Here is a 23,279-nt window from a genome sequence, read left to right as displayed (position 1 = left end):
CATCTCCAGCTTTTTCTTACTTTTTAGTATCAATATCGATATACATCCATTCTGTAGACAGAATCGGATGGGACTTGTGTCCAATAATATGAGGTTGCGTTAATGCATTACGATAAGTGCTATACAGCATCATGGTTGGCATATTGACCTCTAGAATACGGGTCATTTTGCGATAAACCAGATCCCGTTCAGGACCCGGTGGCATGCTTTGACTCTGTTCATATAAACGGTCATATTCCGCATGCTTAAAGCAGGCATTATTGGTGACATTGACGTTTTTGCCATAGAACAGCTGCATGAAGTTGTCAGCATCCGGATAGTCGGCAATCCATGCAGAGCTTTTAAACATGGTTTTACATTGCTTTTCCAGCTTGATGCCTTCAGCAAATGGCATGGCCTTACTGGTCAATTTGATATGAATATTATCTAGGGTCTTTTTCCAGAATTCGCCCTGTTGCTGCCCACGACTGGTATTGGCAGTAATCAGTTCAATCACCAGAGGTTTGCCTTCAGGAGTTCTCCGCCAGCCATCCGCACCGATCTTGTAGTTATAGCGATCCAGCAACATATTGGCGGCTTTGACCGAATAGGGTGTACTGGTTTTATAAGCGGGTGAATAGCCTGCAACTCCTGGCGGGATAGGCATGTGCAGTTTTGCACCATCTCCTTTAAGGAGTACGCTAATCATATTTTCAACAGAAAAAGCCATTGCCATCGCACGACGTAAGGCTATTTTTTCTGGTGTAAAACCACCCACTACCGGGTCTTGCATATTCCAGTAATGGTAGTTAATCGATGGCTCCAACATGCGCGACAGCTTGATGCCTTGCTTGGCCAGCTCAGGTTTTAACTTGTCACCATCCAATGCCTGCACGACCAGATCGCCGTCGATTTCCACCAGATCCAGTTCATTTTTCTTAAATGACAACATCCGTGATTGTGCTTCTTCAATCACACGCACATCAATGGTGCCGATTTGAGGCATTTTTTTGCCCTGCATCGCACTGACAATTGCCTGATCTTCTGCACTATTGGCTTTATAATTCCAGACAAAACCACGGTAAGCCGGATTTGGTTTTAAGATAATGCGTGATCCCGGTGTCCAGCGGCTAAGCACATAAGGCCCTGTACCGACCGGCTTGCTCATCACCCAGCCAGCTTTGTCTTTGTACTTTTCAATGACTTCGCGTGCGACTGCGGCAGCCGGACCGTGTGCCAGCAACATCGGAAAGTTCTGATCCGGATTATTCAGCTTGAGTACCAGCGTATAGCGGTCTAGAGTCTGAATACCTTCAAATGGATTTTCATAGACTTTGCCATTCTTTTTCGCCATGGCTGTCCAAGCTTCCAGCCCTTTGATCCTGCCATCCAGCAACCAGCTATTTGGTGAATTTAGCTTTGGATCTAATAGACGCTTTAGAGAATAGGCATAGTCATAGGCGGTCAGTTCACGTTTTTTACCGCCAAAGACTGGGTCATCTGCAAAGTAAATGCCCTTTTTAACTTTAATGGTATAAGTCAAACCGTCTGCACTGACTTGAGGCATATCTACCGCAGTCAATGGCACCAGTTTCGCTGGTGAGGCCAGATAATCATAGGTATATAAGGTTTCGAAAATCGCCGAGTTAATCTTGGCAGAATAACGGTCATGGATATAACCGGGGTCGAAACCGGTTTCAGCCGCGGGAAAGACCGTTTTTAAGACTTTATTCGGATTAGCGGGATTGGCAGCCCATGTCGGTGCAGCACCTGCCATCATTAAACTGGCCACTAAGACCCCACTGGCCAGCTTTTTTAAAGCGTTTGTATTCACATTCATACTGGTTCTTAATCTTCTCAAGTTATTTTTTAACAGGTTCAATATCCAGATATTGCCAAACTGCTCTAGTCACCGGATGTGCCTTAAAGCCCTGTACCTGTGGATGAATCAGCCAGTTGCGTACCCGGGTATTGTGCAAAATCCATGGATTATCGGCCTCCATCTGGCGGTTCATCTGCTCATAATATGGAGTACGTTGCTGAGGCGGCAGTTTCATCGCAGTTTGATACAGCGCGTCATAGGCTTTAGATGTATAGCAGCTCAGGTTACCTTGCTGGGCATTTGGGCCATACAGCAACTGGGCAAAGTTTTCCCCTTCCGGATAATCTGCAATCCAGGCACCACCCCACATCATATGTTTGCATTGGGTTGCTTCTTTTAAATTGTCGGCAAAATTACTGACCTTAAACTCAACTTTTACTCCAATTGCATCCAGGTTCTTTTTCCATAGCTCCGCAGAAATAACGGAAGAGCTTGAGCTGGTCGAGTTCATTTTCAGAACCAATGGTTTGCCATCAGGCAAGGTGCGGTAACCGTCGACTCCTTTCTTGTAGCCAAAACGATCGAGCAGTTTATTGGCAAGCAATGGGTTGTAGGCAATGCTACTTCTATAATTCGGGTTATATCCACCCACACCTTCAGGAAGAATCATTTCAGCTTTAACAGCATGCCCCTTATATAACTGCTGGATGGCTTCTTTTTGGTTATAGGACAAGGCAATGGCACGGCGTAGTGCAATTTTTTCCAGTGAGTTCCCACCAATCACCGGATCACGCATATTCATGATGGTATAGGTGATTTCCGGTTCTTTATTCGGATAGTGCAGGATGCCTTTTTTCTTGTATTCACTTTTCAGCTGCTTATTTTCCAGTGCCTGTTCAGTGCCGCTTGCAGTCAGTTTGTCATAGTCTAATTGTCCAGATTTTAAGGCCAGCCAGCGTGATTGTTCTTCTTCAATAATGCTGATCTTGACCTTGCCGATTTGCGGCATCTGCTTGCCTTGCATGGCTTTGACAATCCGCTGATCCCACTCTGAACCATCCCCCTTGAAGTTCCAGACAAAACCGCGATAATTTGGATTGGCAGTCAGCTCAATGCGGCTACGCGGTACATATTTGTGTAACTGGTATGCCCCTGTTCCGACTGGATGCTGACCTACCCGATCGCCATAATGTTCGATGACTTCGCGTGCAGTACCAGCAAAAGCGACATAGGCCAGAATATAAGGAAAGTTCAGGTCTGAACGGGTCAGGGTAATTTGTAAGGTATATTTATCTAGGGCTTTTAAACCGGCAATCGGAGCATCATAGTTAAATTTGCCCGTTTTTTTAGCCTGCCGAAGGACTTGATCTGCGCCAAGAATTTTGCCTTCAATAAAAGAAAAAGAAGGCGAATGGTTTTTCGGATCCATCACCCTTTGCATGGAATAAATATAATCCCGGGCGACCAGTTCGCGCTTCTTGCCTTGAAAGGCCGGATCCGGACTGAAATAAATTCCTGGCTTGATTTTAAAGGTATAAACTTTGCCATCCTGTTCAACGACGGGTAAAGACTCGGCTGTATTGGGGGCCAAAATTGCAGGCCGGGCCAGATAGTCATAACGCAACAAAGGCTCGAAAATGGCCTCAGCAACGCTACCACTATAAAAATTATAGGTTTTGACCATATCAAAACCATCATCAGGTGCTTCGAAAGCCAGGTTTAAAACTTTATCCGGATGTGCAGATGATTTTGCCCAGGCAGTTTGCCCCGAGCTCATAGCCAAGGCCAAAATCGTCATGCTAAAAAGTGCTGATTTCAAATTTGTACCTATTCTTTATCTTGAAGTTTTATTGCTATAGGAAGTTTTAAATACATCATCCCATATTTGCTTCAATGGATGGGTCAAAGCTGGACAGATGGAATAAACTGAACAAAGCGAATTTCATGCCATCCTTGCAAAAAATAGGGATTTCTTCCTGTTTTTAACTGAAAAAAGTTTATTTTTATTAATTATTTAAAACATTATGAATAACATAATATTTTCCATGAATCATTAATTAAATTTTTATCCTTAAAATTCTCACTAAAGTTCATTTCGCACAAAAATAACTCAGCCCTGTTTCATCTTATTGCACTATTGTATACCTTTAGGTAAACAATAAATAAACACAAGCACTTGTATTATAAATATTTTATTTTAAAAAAATATTGTATATTTTATGTAAAAATTATGCACCATGATTAAACTTTATTCAATTTCCCTCTCATTTTTGGACTACTTTCTTATTCATTAAATATTTATTTATTGCTTTCACAGGGGTCTCACTTCCTTCTTTCTTCAGATTCGATACACAGACTTCTTAATTTTTCTTCAATATCGCTCGATAAATTCAAACCTAATTCAATTAAATCAATATTTTTCAATTACTTAAAAATATAAAAATATAAAATTTTATAAGTTGGCATTCGCCTTGCTTAGATCAACCCAGCACTACTTCACATAACAAAAGGGTGAAATTTACGATGAAAAAAAATAAATTGGTCGGATCTATGGGGGCTCCAACCGTCAGCAAAAGACTACTCAAGTTAAGCGCACTCAGCTTAAGTATGATGTGTCTGCCGCTGGCCCATGCCGAAGAAGCTGCATCTGCTGAACAGCCAACTAAAGTTCAGAAAGTGACAGTGACGGGTTCATCAATCAAGGGGGTTGCTGCACAAAGTGCGTCACCGATTACGGTGATTAAAGTTGCTGACCTGGTTAATCAGGGGGTGACTACGGTCGAAGAAGCTCTTAATAAAGTCAGTGCCAACCAGGCTGGTTTCGCAGTCTCACAAAATATTGGGAAAAGTAATACCTCAGGCTCTTCTGCCAACCTGCGTGGGATTGGTACTGATAAGACCCTAATACTCTTAAATGGCCGTCGTTTAGCGAATAGCCCTTTCAGTACAGCAGAAGTTAACCTGAATATTATTCCTCTGGCTATGGTAGAGCGTATTGAGATTCTGCGTGATGGTGCTTCTGCAGTGTATGGTGCGGATGCGATCGCAGGGGTAATTAACTTTATCATCAAAAAGGAATATGAAGGTTTTGGCGTATCTGGCGGTTTGCAGGCACCTGAAGAAAAAAACGGCGACAAGTATGATGTGTCCATCTTCGGGGGGTATGGTGATCTCGATGAACAGAGCTTCAATGTCTATGGTGTAGTGGACTACCGTACTTCTGATATGATCATGGCAAAAGACCGTAAAGTCAGCCGTCGTGGCGGTTTAATTCCCGAGTTGAACATGGCGATCGGTTCAAGTGCCGGCTTTCCTGCCAACCTGCTAGATTCAGGTGTAGGTGTGGTTAACCCTTATATCAATCAAAACTGTAATAATGCGCCAAACATGTTTGTGTCTGGTACACGCTGTCTATTAAACACACAAGCCTTGATTGGTATTACTCCAGAAGAAGAAACCTTTTCAGCTCTAGCTAAAGGTACCTTCAAATTAAACGATTCATTAAATGCGGTTGCTGAATATATTTATACTGAAAGTAAAGTAAAAACCTCGATTGCACCTGATGTATGGGGAGGTAGTCTTTCTATTCCAAATACCAGCAAATATTATCCAGGCAACGGCATTACGCCAGACATCGCTGGTCTGGTAGATCCAAGAGCAACTCTTTATTTACGTTCACAATCGGGTAACCGTGTTTCTCAATCGGAGAATGAATCAAACCGCTTCTTTGCAGGGATTGAAGGTGAAGCATACGGTTGGGATATCAATGGTGGCATTACTTATGCCAAAAGTGAGGCAACTGATAATTTCGTCAGTGGCTATCTGAATCAAAGCTTGGTTCAAGCTGCACTCAACGATGGCACCTTAAACCCATTTGGTCCTCAGGCCGCTGCAGATGCTGGGAAATGGTCTACTTTTGACGTAGCAGGCCCAACAAATATGGCAAGTCTGGATTCTACCACGATAGATTTCACCGTCAGCCGTCCAATCTATGAATTGCCTGCAGGTGAAGTTGGATTTGCCTTGGGTGGTAGCTATACCACTCAAGACTGGGAAGCCAGGGTGAATGCCGATCTTGTTCGCCAGGTTCCAGGTTCGGGTATTGATCCAAACAAACCGTCAAGTTCAGGTGATCGTGATATTACTGCGGTATTTACTGAATTACACGTCCCGATCTTGCCAAGTTTAGAAGCTCAACTTGCGGCACGTTATGATGACTATAGTGACTTCGGTGATACCTTCAATCCAAAAGTATCCCTACGCTGGGAACCAGTTAAAGAGTTAATGTTCCGTACTTCTTATAGTACCGGATTCCGTGCGCCGAGTATGTGGGAAATCAACTCCTTACAAAGTGAGACCTTTACCAGCACTTCTTTCAACAACCCACGTTTTTGTGATGCTAACGGTCAACCGACCAGCACCCAATTTGCAGACCAATGTGGTATGCAGTTCAAGCGTAAACAAGGCGGTAACCCGGACTTACAACCTGAAGAGTCAACTTCTTATACTGCCGGTTTTGTCTACGAGCCAATCAAGAATCTGGTATTCACCGCAGATTACTACAATATCGATATTGAAGGCTTAGTTAGCTCAGTTACCCCTAACGATATTTTTAATGACCTTGATCGCTATGGCAACCTGATTGTTTATGCACCAGATGGTCGTATTCAGTATTTAAATACGACCTTACAGAATATGGGTGGCTTAAAAACTGAAGGGATAGACCTTAGCCTGAACTATTTGAGCCCACTGACTTCAACCGGCCGCTTCGGTTTCGGAATTGATGGTACCTATGTCATTAAAATGGATGAACAAGAAGAACCAGGTGGTGAATGGAAAGGTTTGGTTGGCATCTATGATGACCCGGCTGTAGTTCGCTGGAAACATATTGCCAATGTGAACTGGTCTTTTGAAAACTGGAAAATGATGTTGGAACAGCAATATATCCATGGTTATGAAGACTTTTCTGAAGAACGTGATGTAGAAGCTTATACACTTTATAACTTTGCAGGCACTTATACCGGATTCAAAAACCTGGAGCTGACAGCGGGGATCCGTAACATGTTCGATAAAGAACCGCCAGCTTCTGATGCAACCAACAATGCTCAATATGGCTATGATCCTCGTCATGGCGACCCGACTGGCCGTACCTACTTCTTACGCGGTACTTACAAATTCTTCTAATTCACTTTGCCGTTCACACTGCTGCCAAGCGGTGTGAACGGACTGAATCATATATTTAGCCAAACAAAAAATAATACATCTGCATGCATTTTTAAAGAATCCGTTATTTCTTGTTTGTCTTAAATTCCAGGAGTCATGATGAGCACAACGTTTGAAAACATAGAAAAAAGCTCCGCCAAAAAATTGACTGGAATTGGTGTCGTGATTTTCTTGCATATCCTGGTGGGCCTGGTGCTAATGGCAGGTATGGCAAAAGACATCATCAAACCATCAGAAGAACCGGTTGAATTGATGATTATTCAGGATATTAAACCACCAGAACCAGAGCCACCTAAAGAAACCCCACCTGAGCCACCAAAAATAGTAGAGAAAGTGGCACAGGTTCCTGAGGTTAAACCGGTAGAAAAAGTGGTTCCAGTACAGAAAACACAGCCTACACCAACAGTCACTCAACCGGTTGCAGAACCAACACCTGTAGCTGCAGCAACACCATCCCCAAGTCCGGTGGCTGCACCAGCCCCAGTTGTTGCAGCAGCGCCTGCTGCTCCACCGCAACCAACTGGCGTTACACGTGGTGTATCTCAAGGCGAAGCTGGCTGTAAGCGTCCAGATTACCCGCGCGATGCATTAATGAATGAAGAGCAAGGTAATGTGCTGATCTCTGTCTTTGTGAATACCGACGGCAAAGTGAAAGAGGCCAAAGTAAAAAAATCCAGTGGCAGTCGTTCACTCGACCGTGCAGCGTCTAAGGCTTTCAGCTTATGTACCTTCAAACCTGCAATGAAAAATGGTGAACCACAAGAATCTTGGTACGACATTCCCTACGAATTTATCTTGGACTGATCCAGACAACAGATTAAAAACAAAATGAGGAGATTCATTATGAAAAACGCACGACACATTTTAAAAAATATCACTGCTGCAAGTGTCATTGCGGCAAGTACTTTACTCCCTTTGCAAACCGTATTTGCTGAAGAATCCCCTACACCTGCAACGACAGTCACTGAAACGGCAACCCCAACTCCTGCGACTGTCGCTGAGTCTACACCGCCAGCACCTGCTGCAGCTGAAAAACCTGCCAGCAACCCTTATGGTCTGGAAGCCATGTGGAAAGAAGGCGACATGGTGTCTAAAGTGACCCTGTTCATTCTGGTGATCATGTCGATCGGTACCTGGTACATCATGATCACCAAGTGCTTGCAACAAGGCAAGATTCGCAAACAAGCCAAAGAAGCAGAGCATCAGTTCTGGGAATCTTCTTCTTTGGATAATGCAGCGCAAAATCTGGATGAAGCCAGCGTATATCGTTTTATCGCTGAAAAAGGCATCAAGTCAACCAAAAACCATGGCGGTACTTTACTAGAGCGTATCGACTTTAATACCTGGGTTACGATTTCTATTTCACGCGCAGTCGACAAGATTCAAAGCCATCTGAGTGGTGGTCTGGCCTTCCTTGCAACTGTAGGTTCTACAGCACCTTTCGTAGGTCTGTTTGGTACCGTTTGGGGCATTTACCATGCCTTGACTGCAATTGGTATTTCAGGACAGGCATCAATCGATAAAGTTGCTGGTCCGGTCGGTGAAGCACTGATCATGACTGCAATCGGTCTGGCTGTGGCAGTTCCGGCAGTACTTGGTTACAACTGGTTAACTCGCCGTAATAAAGCTGTAATGGAAGAAGTTCGTACCTTCGGTTCTGACCTGCATGCTGTACTACTGAGCGGCGAAATCAGCTCAAACAATCCTGTTCACCGCGACACAAAATAAAAATGGGGGTCAACCATGGGAATGATGGTCAATTCAAACGACAGCGATGATGAGGTCATTGGTACCATTAATACCACGCCTCTGGTTGATGTGATGCTGGTACTGCTGATTATCTTTCTGATTACAGTACCGGTTGCAATTCATACCGTACCGGTCGATCTGCCTGAAGAACGTAATGTCCCGTATGAAACCAAGCCGGAAAATATCCAGCTGGCAGTCAATAAAAATGGCGATATTTTCTGGAATGAATCCTATATTCCGGACAAGGCAATTTTACTGACCCGTTTACAGGCAGAAGCCCAGAAACGTCCTCAGCCTGAGGTGCATATTCGCGGTGATCAAAGAACAGCTTTTGAAGCGATTGATCAGGTCATCAGTACTACCCAGCAAGCAGGTATTGGCAAGATTGCATTTGTCACGACCCCGCCCGCTTCACCTTAAGATTGAGGGAGAATCCAGTTATGGGAATGAATGTTGGCTCAAATCAGGATGATGATGTAATGCTGGACGTCAACATGACACCATTGATTGATGTCATGCTGGTCTTGTTGATTATGTTTATTATCACTATTCCGTTGCCGAATAATTCGATTAATATCAACCTGCCGAATGGTACACCACCACCAACTGAGGAAAAACCGCCAGAGATTGTGAATTTACGTCTCAATGCTCAAGGCCAAATCTTCTGGAATGATCAGCCAGTGGCCAATGCTCAAGCGCTAGAAGCCTTATTCAAGACCGTGGCGCAAAAAGCCAATCAGGATCAGATTAAAATCAAGGCTGATCGTGCAACTGAATACAAGCATATCGCGATGGTGATGGCTGCGGCTCAGCGTCTGGAAGTGAAAAAAATCGGAATTGTCAGTAACAACAATTCTTAAGTCTATAGAATCAAAAAACCCAGCATCTGCTGGGTTTTTTATTATTCAATATCTTACATTTGTGACTGGATATAGTTTTGTAGACCAATCAGCTCGATCAAACGTAACTGTTTTTCTAACCAGTAAGTATGATCTTCTTCCGTATCCGACATTTGCTGGCGCAGCATGTCACGGGTCACATAATCGCCCTTCTCTTCACAAAGTTTGACCCCTTGAGCCAGCTTTTCACGGACATGATACTCAAGCTTCAGGTCAGCTTTCAGGCAGGTCACCACATCTTCACCAACTTCGATGTCATCACGCTGCATATTTGGCGTACCTTCAAGAAAAAGGACACGACGGATCAGGGCATCTGCATGCTGTGCTTCTTCCTGCATTTCATGGTCGATGCGTTCAAAGATTTTCGTCAGACCCCAATCTTCATACATACGAGAGTGAATCAGGTATTGATCACGAGCAGCCAGTTCGCCACCGATCAGCATATTTAAATAATCTACGACTTCTGGATTACCGCGCATTTGAATTACTCCCTGCTTTTATCATCCTATTATGGAGAAAAGATGTTTGTTTTGCAAAAGCAAAATTATGGTAAATATCTGATTTTTATATAATTAAAATGAGAAGCACTTGCATTTACGCTCTCTGTTCGGCCAAATCCCATTTATAAAACAACATCTTGCATTTTTCGTTCCGTTTTTATTCATTCTAGCAAGCTGGAATATTCAAACGTTAATTTTTGTAAATATTAATAAGCACTTATCTTGTTGCTTATTTTTATCTTGGACTCACCTGTTTGGCCTGGTTCATGCATAATTATGCCTACGATGAAAGAAGTTAAAACAACAACGGTTTAAATATGACATTACAACATAGCACAGCACCTGTTCTGGTCACCGGCGCATCTGGCTATATCGCCAGTTGGGTGATCCAGAAACTTTTAAAACAGGGTTATACCGTACATGCCACTGTACGCGATCTGAATAAAACTCAGAGTTATACACACCTTGAACAAATTGCAGACAGCAGCCCGGGGACCTTAAAGCTGTTTGAAGCCAACCTGCTCAAGCCCGGTTCTTTTGATGCGGCCATGGAAGGTTGTGAAATTGTCTTTCATATGGCCTCGCCTTTTGTGGTCACCAATTATAAAGATGCTCTCAAAGACATTATTGAACCGGCAATTCTGGGTACGCAAAATGTGCTGAATAGCGTCAATAAAACTGAATCTGTCAAACGTGTGATTGTCACCTCAAGTATTGCCTCAACGTATGGCGATGCGATTGATATTTTGCAAACCGAGCACACCAGTTTTGATGAATCTCACTGGAATACCACCAGTTCAGAAACCCATCAGCCTTATCCATATTCCAAAGTCATGGCAGAACGCAAAGCTTGGGAAATGGCGGAAGCGCAGGATCGCTGGGACCTGATCTGTATCAATCCGGCACTGGTCTTTGGGGAGTCCTTAACGCCTAATACTCAATCAGGCAGTGTGGAAGTTCTGCAACAGTTTGCCAATGGCATGACCTTGCTGGGTGTTCCACCAATGTGGAATGGTGTGGTGGATGTTCAAGATGTTGCGGAAGCCCATATCCGTGCTGCATTTAATCCGGAAGCGCATGGCCGTTATATTATCTGTAGTGAGACTTTGAGCCTGCTAGAAATGGGTAAAATCCTGCGTGAAGCGTTTGGTCCTAAATTCCCGTTTCCGCGCAACCAGTTGCCAAAAACGGCCTTCAAGATTTTTGGTCCTCTGGCAGGCTTTAGCCGTAAATTTGTTGAACTCAATATGGGTTATCCAATTTTCTTTAATGCCCAAAAAAGTAAGGATGAACTCGGTCTGGAATATCGTCCAGTGAAAGAAAGCTTGGTCGAACATTTCCAGCAATTGCTGGATGATGGTGTGGTGAAAAAATATATTCCTTAACCGTACTCGCTCAAACCTGATCTGACAGTGACCGTTTTTTTATGGTGTCTGTCAGATTAAATTTGAGCTACTACACCGACTTATGCGCCCACAAGCTCACTATTCCTGCATAAAAACAAGCTAAGCAGAAGTCCAACGCGCATTTTTCCACGCTTGCTGTTGCTTTGTATCTAGAAAAGTCCAAGCCACAAAACGACTCTCTTTTTGCCCCTGCGTCATTTTAATAGTTTTTACATCCACTGCACCGCACTTACGCAAGGTATTTAACAGCATAGGCAATGTGGTTTTCTTAGAAACCAGTGTACTAAACCAAAGACATTGCTCAGCAAACTGTGTGCTCTCTCGTACCATTTGGCAAACAAAGCGTTCTTCTCCACCGTCACACCACAGCTCGTTCTTTTGTCCACCAAAGTTTAACACCACTTTAGACCGATCAACCGGTTTGCCAAGTTTGCGTAATTTTTGCGTTGCTGTGGCATTTGCCTCATCTTGTGAAGCATGAAATGGTGGGTTACACAGGGTCAAATCAAAACGATCTGAAGGTTTAATCACACCTTTGAAGATATTGCTCGGTGTCTTCTGCAATCGAATCTGAATCCCCTTCCTGAGATTCGGATTTGCCTCCACAATAAATTGAGCGCTTTTAACCGATGCCGAATGAATGTCTGAGCCGACAAATTTCCAACCATAACTACGATGCCCAATGATCGGATAAATACAGTTCGCACCTATCCCAATATCTAACACCTGAACTGCACGCCCTGTTGGAATCTGACCTTTATTGCTATCACTTAACAAGTCCGCCAAATAGTGAATATAGTCTGCTCTACCCGGAATCGGTGGGCAAAGATAATCTTGAGGAATATCCCAACATTGAATGCCGTAAAAATGCTTGAGCAATGCTTTATTGAGCATTTTCACAGCTTGAGGATCAGAGAAGTTGACTGAAAGATCGTTGTATTGATTCGGGCTGACAAAAGGAGCAAGTTCCGGACAAGTTTTGATAAGCTCAGGAAAATCATAACGACTGCGATGCAGATTTCGTGCATGTAATTGCGATTTTTGTTGCGGAAAAGATTTCTTTGCTTGCGCCATGTGTATGCCAATCATCAACGGGAGAATAGAATCAATAAGGCAGGATCTATACCTGCAAATGAATCTATTGTACGTGAATTCAACTTACATTGCCGAACCCTTCCTTGTATTTGTCTATCCTCCCCTCTCATTCACCTATAGTTTTGAATTAGCAATAAAAAAGACACCTTAAGATTCATCATCCTGGGTGTCTTTTTTATTTGAGTCATTGTTTAGAACTGATTATTATTCGATTTGCCCATGCTCTTTCATCAAAGCAATAAATTGCGCTTCATTGATCACGGGCACACCGAGTTTTTTTGCTTTATCGAGCTTAGAACCCGCTTTTTCACCCGCCACCACACATTTGGTCTTGCTAGAGACACTGCCACTGACCCGTGCACCTAAGGCTTGCAACAGTTGTGTTGCTTCATCACGTCCCATAGAGCTTAAAGTACCCGTCACCACCCAGCTTTCACCATTCAGTGGTTGGCGCGTTGGTGCAATTGGCGCATCCCAATGAATACCGGCAGCCAACAAGCGATCCAATACTTCCAGATTATGCGGTGCCTGGAAGAAATCAACAATCCACTCTGCGGTAATATCACCAACATCCGGTGTTTTCTTCAAAGCATCTACATCAGCACTACGTAAAGCGTCGAGAGTCTGGAAAGTATTGGCCAGCATACGTGCTGTCGTTTCACCTACGCCACGAATCCCGAGCGCATAAATAAACGCTGCCAATGTAGTTTTCTTGCTGTTTTCAATCGAATCAATGAGATTCTGAACGGACTTTTCACCCATTTTTTCGATTTGCAGTAATTGCTCACGATGCTCATGCAAGTGATAAATATCCGACACATCTTTCAAAAGATTGAGATGTAACAGTGACTCCACCCAGCGATCGCCCAAACCTTCGATATCCATGGCCTTACGTGAAACAAAGTGACGGATGGTCTCGATGCGCTGCGCTGCACAATACAGTTCACCTGAACAGCGTGCCAAGGCCTCACCTTCTGGCATCACCACCGGAGAATCACAGACTGGACAGTTCTCAGGTAAATGCACTTCTACCGCATTGGCAGGACGGAATTCTGGCCAGACTTTTTCAACCTTAGGAATCACGTCACCACTACGATAAACACTGACGGTATCCCCGATTCTTACATCCAGACGGTGAATTTCACCAATATTATGTAGGGTCACATTAGAAACGGTTACACCGCCCACAGCAACCGGATTCAATCGTGCCACAGGCGTTAGAGTCCCGGTACGGCCCACTTGCCAGTCAATATTTTCAACGGTGGTCAATGCAGCCATTGCCGGGAATTTATAAGCCGTTGCCCAACGTGGTTCACGGCTCAAGAAACCCAGTTTTTGTTGCTGTTTAAGGTCATTGACCTTAATGACCATACCATCGATTTCGACACTAAGCTTTGAACGTTCTTCAATGATCTGCTCGTAAACTTTTTGCACTTCCTGGATGCTACTGCAGATAAAATGCCGCTCACCAACAGCAAAGCCAAACTGCTGTAGCCATTCCAGACTGGCTGACATCGTGGTTTGACCATGATGCGGTACACACTGGGCAATCCCATAGGCATAGAAAGCCAAAGGTCGAGAAGCTGCAATATTCGGATCAAGCTGGCGTAAACTGCCAGCCGCGGCATTACGTGGATTGGCAAAAGTTTTTTCACCTTTCGCAGCATTGGCTGCATTCAGGCGTTCAAAGCCAGATTTCGGCATCAGCACTTCGCCTCGCACTTCCAGTAATTCTGGAATCACGCCATTCACTGGAGACAGAAATTTCGGCAGGTTACGGATGGTTTTGACATTCTGGGTAATATCTTCGCCAGTTTCCCCATCACCACGGGTAACACCACGAACCAGTACGCCATGTTCATACCAGAGGGAAATTGCCAGACCGTCAAATTTCAGCTCAACATCGTATTCAATCTTTTGATTGGGTAAACGCTCTTCAATACGGCGTGCGAAAGCAAACAGATCATCCTGATTAAACACGTTGCCTAAAGACAGCATTGGCACCGCATGCGTTACGGTCAGAAATTTGGAAAGTGCCTGACCGCCTACTTTAACTGTCGGTGTGTCTGGCTGTTGTAAATGTGGATATTGTTCTTCTAAAGCTTTGAGCTGATGAAAGAGCTGATCATATTCACTGTCTTCAATCGTAGGTTGATCCATCACATAATAAGCATGATTATGCTTGGCAAGCAGTTGAATCAATTGACGCATTTGCGCAATGACAGTGGCATCTTGGGTCATAATTTCACCATAAAAAAGGGCGGAAAATCCGCCCTATACAATATTCAGCTTTTCGCTATTATAAAAATCGGATTCTGCAGATTCAATATTGGAATATTAAACTTCTGCAGTCTGTCCAGCACGATAGTCAATCGCCTGATGACGCCAGAATTCACGTAATTGCGGGGTCATTTCCTGCTGGTTCTGATCATAGACCAGACCATCCACTTCACGCGCAATCAGACGTGAAATGCTGTCCATGGTATCGAAGGCATTCTGTACATCGCTATGCGGTAAAGCCAAGAAGAACGCCAGACCTTTGACTTCTTCAGTCGACAAAGTTTCTAGGTCAAAACCTTCCATACCGGTATCCGCCATACGCAACACCGAAAATAGCAGTTTCGAGCCATCTTCACTATAACGATGGAAACATGCCAACTCACCATAACGCAGGCCATATTTCAGTAAAACTTTTAGGGTTTTTTCGCCTGAAAGAGCACGGCCTTGTGGATAAACATGCAATGAAATAATCGTTTCAGCATTAGCCAGCGAACATTCTTCATCCACAATTTTTTGCTCATGGAGATGTGCATCGAGAATACTGCTTTCATCATTAAAGTCAGAAATTTCAGCTTTTTCAATATTACTATTCAGGCTAAATTCAGCGGCTTTAGGCTCTGCTGCTTCTACTGTTTCAGGCTTGTTTTCTTGTTCTGCTGACGTAGTGTTTTCTTCTGTTTTGGCTGCTTCCTCTGCAACCACCTGTGTATCGAGCGGACTTGCTGCTTTGGTTTCTGGCTGGGCGGTTTCAGTCAAAGTTGGCTCTACTTTGACTGCTTCTTGTTGTTCTGTCTCAGGTGCAATGTTGTCTACCACTTCTTCATTCAGACTCGGTTCAACACGTGCAGCTGCCGGACTTTCTGTTTTAGACAGTTGAGATCGTACATGTCTTGGAATAACCGGAGTCTGGCTGTCAGGATCAATATGAAGATCCGCATCCAGTGACGGTACAGCCTCCGCAGGTTTTTTCAAGATCAGTCTTATGCCGAATAGCATAATCACAATTGCAATAACAATCCCGATAATTGTGGTGATTTCCATGTTATACCTCCGCAGCTAAGCCGTATTCTTTTGCCTGTTCCAAATTTACTGTCACTAATTTTGAGGTTCCCGGTTCAGGCATGGTTACACCTAAAAGATCAGTCGCCATCATCATTGCAAGTTTGTTATGGGTAATATAAATAAATTGCACTTGTTCAGAAAGCTCTTTGACTAAATTACAAAAACGTCCCACATTGGCATCGTCCAGCGGTGCATCGACTTCATCCAGTACACAGAACGGTGCCGGATTTAGTCGGAAAATTGCAAAGACCAGTGCTAATGCGGTTAAAGCCTTTTCACCACCAGAAAGCAATGCCAGTGAGCTATTGCGCTTGCCTGGTGGGCGTGCCATCAGTTTTACACCCGATTGCCATCCATCTTCAAGACTTAAACTCGCTTCACCGCCCTCAAATACTTTCGGGAACAGGTTTTGCAGCTCGGCATTGACCTGATCGAAGGTATTCATAAACAGCTTACGGGTTTCCTGATCAATACTTTTCATTGCTGCCTGCAGCTGTTCAACGGTATTTTCCAGGTCCTGAATCTGATGGCTGAGTTCGTCATAGCGTTTCGAAACTTCTTCATACTCTTCAGAAGCTGCCAGATTCACCGCACCCAGTTTATCGAATTGAGCCTGTGCTTTTTCCAGTTTAGCCTGATGTACTTTTACATCAATATTTAGCCCTGAAATTACTTCACTATTCAACTCTTTCAGCTGCTCTGAATAATGCTGTAAATCGGATTTTGCTGCCTGCCAGGCCAGACGTTTGGCTTCAAGTTCAGTACGCAATTGTTCATCTTGCTGCTGGAAAGTATGGCGCTGCTCAGTCAGGTGCTGCTGCTTGCTCTGGATCTGATTCAGCTCGATCTGCCAGTCTGCCCAGGTTTTTTGCAGTTTTTCCGTGATCAGTGCCTGTTCATTGAACTGGCTCTGTAAAGCAGGTAATTCCAGTTGTACCGGATCGACAAACTTTTTGGCCTGTTCTATTTGCGCAATAATCTGTTGATATTGCTCTTTTAAAAACAGCTGGTCTTTTTCCAGCAGTTCAGCCTGTTGCTGACTTTGTACCGTTTGACGGCGCAGTAATTCTAATTCCTGCTGCGCCTGCTGAGTGACTTGCTGTGAGTCTTCCAGCTGGGCATTGAGTTCTTCCAGCTGGAATTGCAAGGTTTTGTAATTGGGCAGTGCCTGTTCCAGTTTCAGATTCAGTGCATGCAGATCAATTTCCAGATCGTCTTTCTGCATCGCATCTTCTTCCAGTTGCTCGTCCAGTTGCTGTAACTGGTTCTGCAATTGCTGTTTCTGTACTGCAAAGGCCTGCGTCGCACTCTGAACTTTGGCAATGTTCAGATCAAGCTGTTGTAACTGCTTTTGTGCCTGCTTCTGCTGCTCATTAATGCTTTGAATCTGACTTTGCAAAGCTTTTACTTGAGCAGTGAGTTCAGGAAGCTGTTGCTCTAGATCTGCGAATTTTGGTTCAAGCTGAGTCAGTTGCTGCTCGATTTCATCCAGACGGATACGATGACTCAATGCCCCTTGTCCCGCCTGACTGGCTTCATCATAGTCCAGTGCAATCATCCAGTCGGGGCCGACATGATAGCCATCCAGACTTAAGATCGACTGGCCTGTTCTCAGCTGAGTTTGTAAACCAAGTGCCTGTTTAAAGTTCTCAGCTACGGCCACCTGTTGCCAGAGCGAATATTGAGGCGCTTCAATCCAGTCTGCTAAACAAGGGAGCCCATCAAGCTGAATATTATCCTGTGTCGTCTGAGCTTTGAGCTGGCGTGCACTATTTTCCAAAAAATGCTCAGTTTCTTCTAATACTTGTGCAGAAAGCCATTTCGCCAGGAACTTTTCAATCAAGCTGGCATAAGCTTTGGCCTGTGGATTCAGCTTCAGCACTTGCATTAACTGCACCGCATCCGCTTTGGCGTTTGGATTGGCTTTGGTCAGTAACTGGCTCAGGTTTTTGCGTTCTGAATGCAGTACCTGAATTTCTGATTTCAGCTGCATGAGCATTTGCTGCTGACTTGCCTGTTCTGCCTGTAGCTGCTCAAGCTCAGTTTTCAGTGTTTTGAGTTGAGCCTCAAAGCCAGTGATTTGCTGTTCAGTTTCAGCTCTATCAGTCTGATACTGTTCCAGCTCATCTTGCTGCGCCTGCTGCTGAATTTGTGCTGCCTGCTGTTGCAAGGTTTCTTTTTGCTGTTCAATCCGGACAATATTTTTAGCCAGCTGTTCACTTTGCGCCAGCATTTGCTGTTTACGTTGTTGCTGTTGCTCAACCTGGGTTTTAATTTGGGTAAACTGGGCAGCAATCGTGCCTTGCTGGGATTTCAGATCAGTCAGACTCTGATTTTGTTCCTGACTTTGACCTTCCTGCTGCTGTAATTGTGCAGTCTGATCTTCGAGCTGCTGATGCAGGGTGTCCAGTTGCAATTCAATCAACTGTAAACGTTCTTTAGTCTGAGCTTTTTGTTTTTCCAGCTTCACCAGACTACTAGAGTTCTGCTGCAACAATGACTGCTTTTGCTGCAACGTCATTTCCAGTTCACTGAGCTTTTTCTCAGCCTGTTGCCATTCAGTTTGTAGCGGTGTGGACTGTTGAATCAAGCGCTGGAACAATTCACTGGTGGCTCCCAGATCATGCTCAACAGTAGTCAATTCAGAACGTACCAGCTTAAAATTCTCGCCCAGTGTATTCATCTGCACGGTATATTCTTCTTGCAGACGCTGGCTCTGCTCACACTGGAACGACAGGATTTCAATCTTGATGGTACGGATCTGACCTTCCAGTTCCTTATATTGAATGGCAGTTTCTGACTGGCGTTTCAAGGTTTTAAGCTGAGACTTGAGTTCAGAGGTAATATCTTCCAGACGCGACAGGTTCTGCGTAGTGTGATCCAGATGCAGCATGGTCTCGCGGCGACGTGCCTGATAACGGGAAACCCCGGCAGCTTCTTCAATAAAAACCCGCATTTCTTCCGGCTTGGCATCCACCAGACGGTTAATCATGCCCTGTTCAATAATCGCATAAGAACGCGGCCCCAGACCGGTCCCCAGGAAAATATCGGTAATATCACGACGTCGGCATTTGGTGCCATTCAGGAAATATTCAGACTTGCCATCACGGTTGACCTGACGGCGTACTGCCAGCTCATTATAGGCATTATACGCACCGCCGAGCTTACCATAGGTATTATCAAAGCGCAGTTCTACACTGGCGATGCCCACCGGTTTGCGCTTGGCTGTTCCGGTAAAAATCACATCCTGCATGCTGCCACCACGTAGTTGGCGCGCACTGGACTCACCCATCACCCAGCGTATGGCATCAATCACATTTGATTTACCACAACCATTGGGTCCCACCACTGCAGTCCGGTTATCCTTGAAGTGTAAGGTGGTACTGTCAGCAAAAGATTTGAAGCCTGAAAGTTTTAAACTGCTTAAACGCATAGTGTCCTGATTTAACGTCGTGAGCGTCTGGCCCACGCGAGTTCAATTTGTTTCATCCGTGTCAGAGATTCCAACACAAGGTTGCGCAAGTGTCGACAAAAATCTTCCATAAATAACGTCGCCTGATGGGATTTACGAATTAAAATCGCTTCCGTCACCAGTTTAAATAATTCAAAAGATTCCTGTAGCTCACGTCTTGAAATATTCAGGGTCAGAAAATAGCTACGGCGTAAAGATGGCAGCAGTTCCTGATAGTAGCGCATCAGGTAAAGATTACCGACCATCTCCTGTTGCTGGGCCATTCCCTGAAAGATCAAATCATAAAACTTTTCGATATGGCCTTGGCGGGTTTCGGCTTCCAATTGTTCTAATAGTAGCTGAATGCGCTCTGCCTCATGACTGCGCCAGGTCTCTGCCATGCGATGTACCATCTGCCCCAGCAATAAAGAGGTCAGGTCAAACAGGGCACGAACCTGCATGGCCGACATTTCCGAAACAATGGCGCCACGACGCGGGAAGATTTCAATCAGCTGGGTACGTTCAAGCAAGAGCAAGGCTTCACGGACTGATCCCCGACTGACGTCAAGTTCCGATGCAATTCTGAGTTCCTGGATGCGTTCGCCTTCAACCAGTTCACCCCGGATAATCTGTTCACTGATATGCTTGGCAATCTGTTCAGACAAACTGTGTGCTTCTTGTTGTTGCATACTGTTCCTGTCTTATTTTTATTGATGCAAGTGCAGTCATTCTGGATGACTTTTCAGTTATTAAACGGCTTTTTTGCAGAAAATACTTTGACATTGTCAGACAATCTTGTGTCTATACAGCCAACCCAGTCAAAGAAAAAGGAGAATAGTGACCTATTCTCCTCAAAAAATTTAGCTGATAAAAAATGAGTAGTTCAGGCAGTAAAGCCTTGATAGATAAAATACAGACCAACTGTAGTCAATAAGGCCGCAAAACATTTTTTTAATAGAACTGGTGATAATAAATGCGCCACTTTTGCACCAAATTTTGCAGTGATAAAACTCATCACACTAATACCAATAAACGCATAAATATGAATATAACCAATCGTATTTGGTACTTCGACTTCAGCTTTCTGACCAAACCAGATGAAACCTAAGGCACCAGCCACTGCGATCGGCAAACCGCAGGCAGCAGAAGTGGCTACTGCTTTCTGGATGACGACACCACAACGATTCAGGAAAGGCACAGTCAAACTGCCGCCACCAATCCCGAATATGGCCGATGCCACGCCAATGCCACCACCCGCTGCCAACTGTAATGCGGCTGAAGGCAATTTCTGATTCGGATCAACCTGATAATGCGCGCCTCTAAACATTCTGAATGCAATCCAGACTGCAAAGAAGCCAATCAGCAATTGCAGGCCTTGGCCCGATAAATAATCTGCAATTCCAGCTCCCAAGAATGAGCCAATGACCAGGCCGGGTGCCAGATTACGCACTACATCCCATAACACTGCTCCTCTTTGATGATGTGCCATCACCGAACTGATTGAGGTCACAATAATTGTGGCCAGAGAAGTTCCGACTGCCATATGCATAATCACGCTTGGATCGTACTGGAGCTGGGTAAAAACAATGTACAGAATTGGCACGATAATCAGACCACCACCCACGCCAAACAGGCCTGCGGCAAATCCTGCAATTGCACCAATCAATAAATATATGATTAACTCCATAACGACATTTACCACGTTTAGATTCAAATGGATGTAGAAACTCGCGAACTGCAGCAACGTTTAAGTCAAGCAGGCCAACTCCCTGAAGTGTTGCTGATCAAGCCGATCACCACATCGACCAATGACGATGTCCGGGAACTGGCAACCAAAGGGGTACAACAGGTACTAGTGTGTAGCCGCGTGCAAACCCAGGGACGTGGACAGCGTCAACGTCAGTGGATTTCTCCTGAGGGGAACATCTATTTAAGCACATTGCTGCATACACAAAAAGTAATCGATGGTCGCCTGGCACTGGAAATTGCATTAAATATCCTGCAAATGCCAAGTCTAAAAGGACTGGACTTGCAGGTGAAATGGCCCAATGACCTGTACAGCCTGCAGGGGAAATGGGGTGGCATTCTGATTGAACCGATTTCGACTCAACAGGTGGTGGTTGGTGTCGGGATCAATATTAGCCCACTCATGGAAAGCATTCCAGACCAGCAGGTCACCTCTCTGACTGAATTGGGACTACCACATACTTCACGTGTAGATCTGATTGCCGAGTTGTATCTGGCTATTCAGCAAGCGGGGGAATGGTTTAATTATGGCAGTCAGAATCTGCCGGCACGGTTTAACCAATATGCTGCATTTTTCCAGCAAACAGTTGAATTTACCGATATTCAAGGCCAATATTCCGGAACTTTCCTCGGCATTCAAGACGATGGTGCAGTCATTATCGAAACGGATGCAGGTACGCAGACATTTTATCAGGGGCAACTCCGTCTCAAAAACGGCGGCTGAACAGGCATCATTCAATGAAAAAACTATGGTTGGATATCGGCAATACACGGCTCAAATACTGGATTACGGAGCAGAACCAGATCATTGAACATGCCGCGGAAATGCATTTGCAATCCCCTGCCGACTTACTTCTTGGCTTGATTCAGCACTTTAAGAGTTTAGGCTTGCATCAGGTCGGAATTTCTTCAGTACTGGACAAAGCGAATAATGTCCGTATTCAATCGATTTTGACCTGCCTGAACATTCCTGTAGTTTTTGCCACGGTACAGGCACGCTATGCCGGTTTGATCTGTGGCTATGATGATCCTTCACAGCTTGGGATTGACCGCTGGTTGCAGGTGCTGGCCGTTGCCAAGTCAGCCGACCAAAACTACTGTGTCATCAGCTGCGGGACTGCCCTGACCATTGATCTAGCCCAAGGTCAAAAACATCTCGGCGGTTATATCCTGCCGAATCTGTATTTACAACGCGATTCCCTGATCCAGAATACCAAAGGCATTAAAATCCCAGATGCAGCTTTCGAGGAACTCAGTCCTGGACGCAATACCATTGATGCCGTGCATCATGGCATTTTATTCGGTCTGCTCAGCACCATTGAAAAAGTACTGCAAGATTTTCCGGCACAGCTGATCCTGACTGGTGGAGATGCTGCACTCTTTGCCCAGCATCTCGAACGGTTTCAGCCCGTGATTGAACCAGACTTATTACTTAAAGGCCTGCAGCATTTTGCAGATCATTTGCCAGACACAGTTTGAGGAGCTCGAGTAACTTTGAAAAATCTGCATAGCCATCCAGCTTGTTAAAGTGCCCTGCATTTTTGATTTCAAAAATCTGTGCATTCAGGCTATGGCCCAAACGCAGTGAAATCGGTGCAGGTACATAAGGATCATTGCTGGAAAGCAGCATTACAAAGCGTTTGGCACCATGTGATAGATTGTTCAGATCTAACTTTACTGCCTGCACCATTTTATTCAGTTCTGACCAAGCCACCAGTGGTGTATCAAAAGCTGCGACTAACATGAGCCCGCCAATTTTCAATTGTGTACGGCTATAGTGTTCTTCAAGAAACTTTAGAGCACTTAAGCCACCCAAGCCATGCGCAACAATGAAACTATGCTCATCCAGAGGCGGAATCTGCAGTTTCAGGTTGTGCTGCCATTCTTCCAGATCAGGTTGAAAAGGGTTGGCCAGCATGATCCGTTTGGCCTCGAACCCTGCGTCTTTGATCTGCCGGCTTAACCACGGATACCAGTGGTCATTTGAGGTCGCCTGATAATCAGGCACGATATAGACTTTCTTCGTTATATTTTTCATAGCATTGTACTTATTATATTAAGAGCAAA

At 44.6% G+C, this 23,279-nt stretch carries 18 protein-coding genes; 8 read left to right on the top strand and 10 right to left on the bottom strand.

Features of this window, described 5'->3' with window-relative positions:
- Positions 1 to 16: 16 nt before the first annotated feature.
- Together RJ01_RS07925 and RJ01_RS07920 are read right to left on the bottom strand one after the other, a co-directional pair.
- Positions 17 to 1,819 carry an ABC transporter substrate-binding protein gene (locus RJ01_RS07925; RefSeq protein WP_034170658.1) on the bottom strand — a complete coding sequence of 601 codons (1,803 nt, stop codon included), beginning with the start codon at positions 1,817 to 1,819 and terminating at the stop codon, positions 17 to 19.
- A gap of 22 nt (positions 1,820 to 1,841) precedes the next feature.
- Positions 1,842 to 3,599 (bottom strand): ABC transporter substrate-binding protein, encoded by a 1,758-nt coding sequence (locus RJ01_RS07920; RefSeq protein ID WP_034170657.1) that lies wholly within the window; start codon positions 3,597 to 3,599, stop codon positions 1,842 to 1,844.
- 725 nt (positions 3,600 to 4,324) lie between these two features.
- Here RJ01_RS07920 and RJ01_RS07915 point away from each other — a divergent pair.
- The 5 genes from RJ01_RS07915 to RJ01_RS07895 all read left to right on the top strand — a co-directional run bounded on the left by RJ01_RS07915 (position 4,325) and on the right by RJ01_RS07895 (position 9,633).
- Positions 4,325 to 6,985: a TonB-dependent receptor gene (locus tag RJ01_RS07915; RefSeq protein WP_034170656.1), complete on the top strand. Its 2,661-nt coding sequence runs from the start codon at positions 4,325 to 4,327 to the stop codon at positions 6,983 to 6,985.
- Positions 6,986 to 7,123: 138 nt separating this feature from the next.
- On the top strand, positions 7,124 to 7,828 hold the full coding sequence (locus RJ01_RS07910) for an energy transducer TonB (protein ID WP_034170655.1): 705 nt from the start codon (positions 7,124 to 7,126) through the stop codon (positions 7,826 to 7,828).
- Positions 7,829 to 7,867: 39 nt separating this feature from the next.
- A complete protein-coding gene (locus RJ01_RS07905; RefSeq protein WP_034170654.1) occupies positions 7,868 to 8,752 on the top strand; it encodes a MotA/TolQ/ExbB proton channel family protein in 885 nt (294 codons plus the stop codon).
- Positions 8,753 to 8,767: 15 nt separating this feature from the next.
- Positions 8,768 to 9,193 (top strand): biopolymer transporter ExbD, encoded by a 426-nt coding sequence (locus RJ01_RS07900; RefSeq protein ID WP_005234255.1) that lies wholly within the window; start codon positions 8,768 to 8,770, stop codon positions 9,191 to 9,193.
- Between the two features lie 20 nt (positions 9,194 to 9,213).
- On the top strand, positions 9,214 to 9,633 hold the full coding sequence (locus RJ01_RS07895; RefSeq protein WP_034170653.1) for a biopolymer transporter ExbD: 420 nt from the start codon (positions 9,214 to 9,216) through the stop codon (positions 9,631 to 9,633).
- Between the two features lie 53 nt (positions 9,634 to 9,686).
- On the opposite strand, the gene bfr is transcribed toward RJ01_RS07895, so the two are convergent.
- Positions 9,687 to 10,151: a bacterioferritin gene (bfr, locus tag RJ01_RS07890; protein ID WP_004783337.1), complete on the bottom strand. Its 465-nt coding sequence runs from the start codon at positions 10,149 to 10,151 to the stop codon at positions 9,687 to 9,689.
- A gap of 338 nt (positions 10,152 to 10,489) precedes the next feature.
- On the opposite strand from bfr, the gene RJ01_RS07885 reads away from it, so the two are divergent.
- The gene (locus RJ01_RS07885; RefSeq protein WP_034170652.1) at positions 10,490 to 11,557 is read left to right on the top strand and encodes an aldehyde reductase; all 1,068 of its coding nucleotides are present in this window, start codon (positions 10,490 to 10,492) and stop codon (positions 11,555 to 11,557) included.
- 120 nt (positions 11,558 to 11,677) lie between these two features.
- Here the strand turns inward: RJ01_RS07885 and rlmF are convergent, their stop codons facing one another.
- The 6 genes from rlmF to RJ01_RS07850 form a co-directional block, all read right to left on the bottom strand.
- On the bottom strand, positions 11,678 to 12,652 hold the full coding sequence (gene rlmF / locus RJ01_RS07880; protein WP_034170651.1) for a 23S rRNA (adenine(1618)-N(6))-methyltransferase RlmF: 975 nt from the start codon (positions 12,650 to 12,652) through the stop codon (positions 11,678 to 11,680).
- A 225-nt stretch (positions 12,653 to 12,877) separates the two neighbouring features.
- Positions 12,878 to 14,914 (bottom strand): NAD-dependent DNA ligase LigA, encoded by a 2,037-nt coding sequence (gene ligA, locus RJ01_RS07875; RefSeq protein ID WP_034170650.1) that lies wholly within the window; start codon positions 14,912 to 14,914, stop codon positions 12,878 to 12,880.
- Between the two features lie 96 nt (positions 14,915 to 15,010).
- Positions 15,011 to 15,994, bottom strand: a complete 984-nt coding sequence (locus RJ01_RS07870) for a cell division protein ZipA C-terminal FtsZ-binding domain-containing protein (protein WP_034170649.1) — start codon at positions 15,992 to 15,994, stop codon at positions 15,011 to 15,013.
- Position 15,995: 1 nt separating this feature from the next.
- Positions 15,996 to 19,448 (bottom strand): chromosome segregation protein SMC, encoded by a 3,453-nt coding sequence (smc, locus tag RJ01_RS07865; RefSeq protein ID WP_034170648.1) that lies wholly within the window; start codon positions 19,446 to 19,448, stop codon positions 15,996 to 15,998.
- An 11-nt stretch (positions 19,449 to 19,459) separates the two neighbouring features.
- Entirely contained in the window at positions 19,460 to 20,155 is a 696-nt protein-coding gene (locus RJ01_RS07860) for a GntR family transcriptional regulator (protein ID WP_034170647.1), read from the bottom strand.
- A gap of 194 nt (positions 20,156 to 20,349) precedes the next feature.
- Positions 20,350 to 21,153, bottom strand: a complete 804-nt coding sequence (locus RJ01_RS07850) for a sulfite exporter TauE/SafE family protein (RefSeq protein ID WP_004783347.1) — start codon at positions 21,151 to 21,153, stop codon at positions 20,350 to 20,352.
- A gap of 27 nt (positions 21,154 to 21,180) precedes the next feature.
- Between RJ01_RS07850 and RJ01_RS07845 the strand changes: the two genes are divergently transcribed.
- Together RJ01_RS07845 and RJ01_RS07840 are read left to right on the top strand one after the other, a co-directional pair.
- Complete coding sequence (locus RJ01_RS07845) at positions 21,181 to 21,936, top strand: biotin--[acetyl-CoA-carboxylase] ligase (RefSeq protein ID WP_034170645.1); 756 nt, start codon at positions 21,181 to 21,183, stop codon at positions 21,934 to 21,936.
- Between the two features lie 14 nt (positions 21,937 to 21,950).
- The gene (locus RJ01_RS07840) at positions 21,951 to 22,691 is read left to right on the top strand and encodes a type III pantothenate kinase (protein WP_034170644.1); all 741 of its coding nucleotides are present in this window, start codon (positions 21,951 to 21,953) and stop codon (positions 22,689 to 22,691) included.
- Here RJ01_RS07840 and RJ01_RS07835 read toward each other — a convergent pair.
- On the bottom strand, positions 22,645 to 23,250 hold the full coding sequence (locus RJ01_RS07835; protein ID WP_034170643.1) for an alpha/beta hydrolase: 606 nt from the start codon (positions 23,248 to 23,250) through the stop codon (positions 22,645 to 22,647). The genes RJ01_RS07840 and RJ01_RS07835 overlap by 47 nt on opposite strands.
- Between the last annotated feature and the right edge of the window lie 29 nt (positions 23,251 to 23,279).

Origin of the sequence: Acinetobacter sp. YZS-X1-1 (assembly GCF_000804305.1) — a bacterium.
GTDB lineage: Bacteria > Pseudomonadota > Gammaproteobacteria > Pseudomonadales > Moraxellaceae > Acinetobacter > Acinetobacter variabilis.
The sequence above is the reverse complement of the archived record's forward strand: the minus strand, read 5'-3'. Positions and strand labels throughout refer to the sequence as shown.

Bases quoted from the DNA above. Each gene is read 5' to 3' on its own strand.
- RJ01_RS07925 (WP_034170658.1), bottom strand. From the start codon at position 1,819: ATGAATGTGAATACAAACGCTTTAAAAAAGCTGGCCAGTGGGGTCTTA.
- RJ01_RS07920 (WP_034170657.1), bottom strand. From the start codon at position 3,599: ATGACGATTTTGGCCTTGGCTATGAGCTCGGGGCAAACTGCCTGGGCA.
- RJ01_RS07915 (WP_034170656.1), top strand. From the start codon at position 4,325: ATGAAAAAAAATAAATTGGTCGGATCTATGGGGGCTCCAACCGTCAGC.
- RJ01_RS07910 (WP_034170655.1), top strand. From the start codon at position 7,124: ATGAGCACAACGTTTGAAAACATAGAAAAAAGCTCCGCCAAAAAATTG.
- RJ01_RS07905 (WP_034170654.1), top strand. From the start codon at position 7,868: ATGAAAAACGCACGACACATTTTAAAAAATATCACTGCTGCAAGTGTC.
- RJ01_RS07900 (WP_005234255.1), top strand. From the start codon at position 8,768: ATGGGAATGATGGTCAATTCAAACGACAGCGATGATGAGGTCATTGGT.
- RJ01_RS07895 (WP_034170653.1), top strand. From the start codon at position 9,214: ATGGGAATGAATGTTGGCTCAAATCAGGATGATGATGTAATGCTGGAC.
- bfr (WP_004783337.1), bottom strand. From the start codon at position 10,151: ATGCGCGGTAATCCAGAAGTCGTAGATTATTTAAATATGCTGATCGGT.
- RJ01_RS07885 (WP_034170652.1), top strand. From the start codon at position 10,490: ATGACATTACAACATAGCACAGCACCTGTTCTGGTCACCGGCGCATCT.
- rlmF (WP_034170651.1), bottom strand. From the start codon at position 12,652: ATGGCGCAAGCAAAGAAATCTTTTCCGCAACAAAAATCGCAATTACAT.
- ligA (WP_034170650.1), bottom strand. From the start codon at position 14,914: ATGACCCAAGATGCCACTGTCATTGCGCAAATGCGTCAATTGATTCAA.
- RJ01_RS07870 (WP_034170649.1), bottom strand. From the start codon at position 15,994: ATGGAAATCACCACAATTATCGGGATTGTTATTGCAATTGTGATTATG.
- smc (WP_034170648.1), bottom strand. From the start codon at position 19,448: ATGCGTTTAAGCAGTTTAAAACTTTCAGGCTTCAAATCTTTTGCTGAC.
- RJ01_RS07860 (WP_034170647.1), bottom strand. From the start codon at position 20,155: ATGCAACAACAAGAAGCACACAGTTTGTCTGAACAGATTGCCAAGCAT.
- RJ01_RS07850 (WP_004783347.1), bottom strand. From the start codon at position 21,153: ATGGAGTTAATCATATATTTATTGATTGGTGCAATTGCAGGATTTGCC.
- RJ01_RS07845 (WP_034170645.1), top strand. From the start codon at position 21,181: ATGGATGTAGAAACTCGCGAACTGCAGCAACGTTTAAGTCAAGCAGGC.
- RJ01_RS07840 (WP_034170644.1), top strand. From the start codon at position 21,951: ATGAAAAAACTATGGTTGGATATCGGCAATACACGGCTCAAATACTGG.
- RJ01_RS07835 (WP_034170643.1), bottom strand. From the start codon at position 23,250: ATGAAAAATATAACGAAGAAAGTCTATATCGTGCCTGATTATCAGGCG.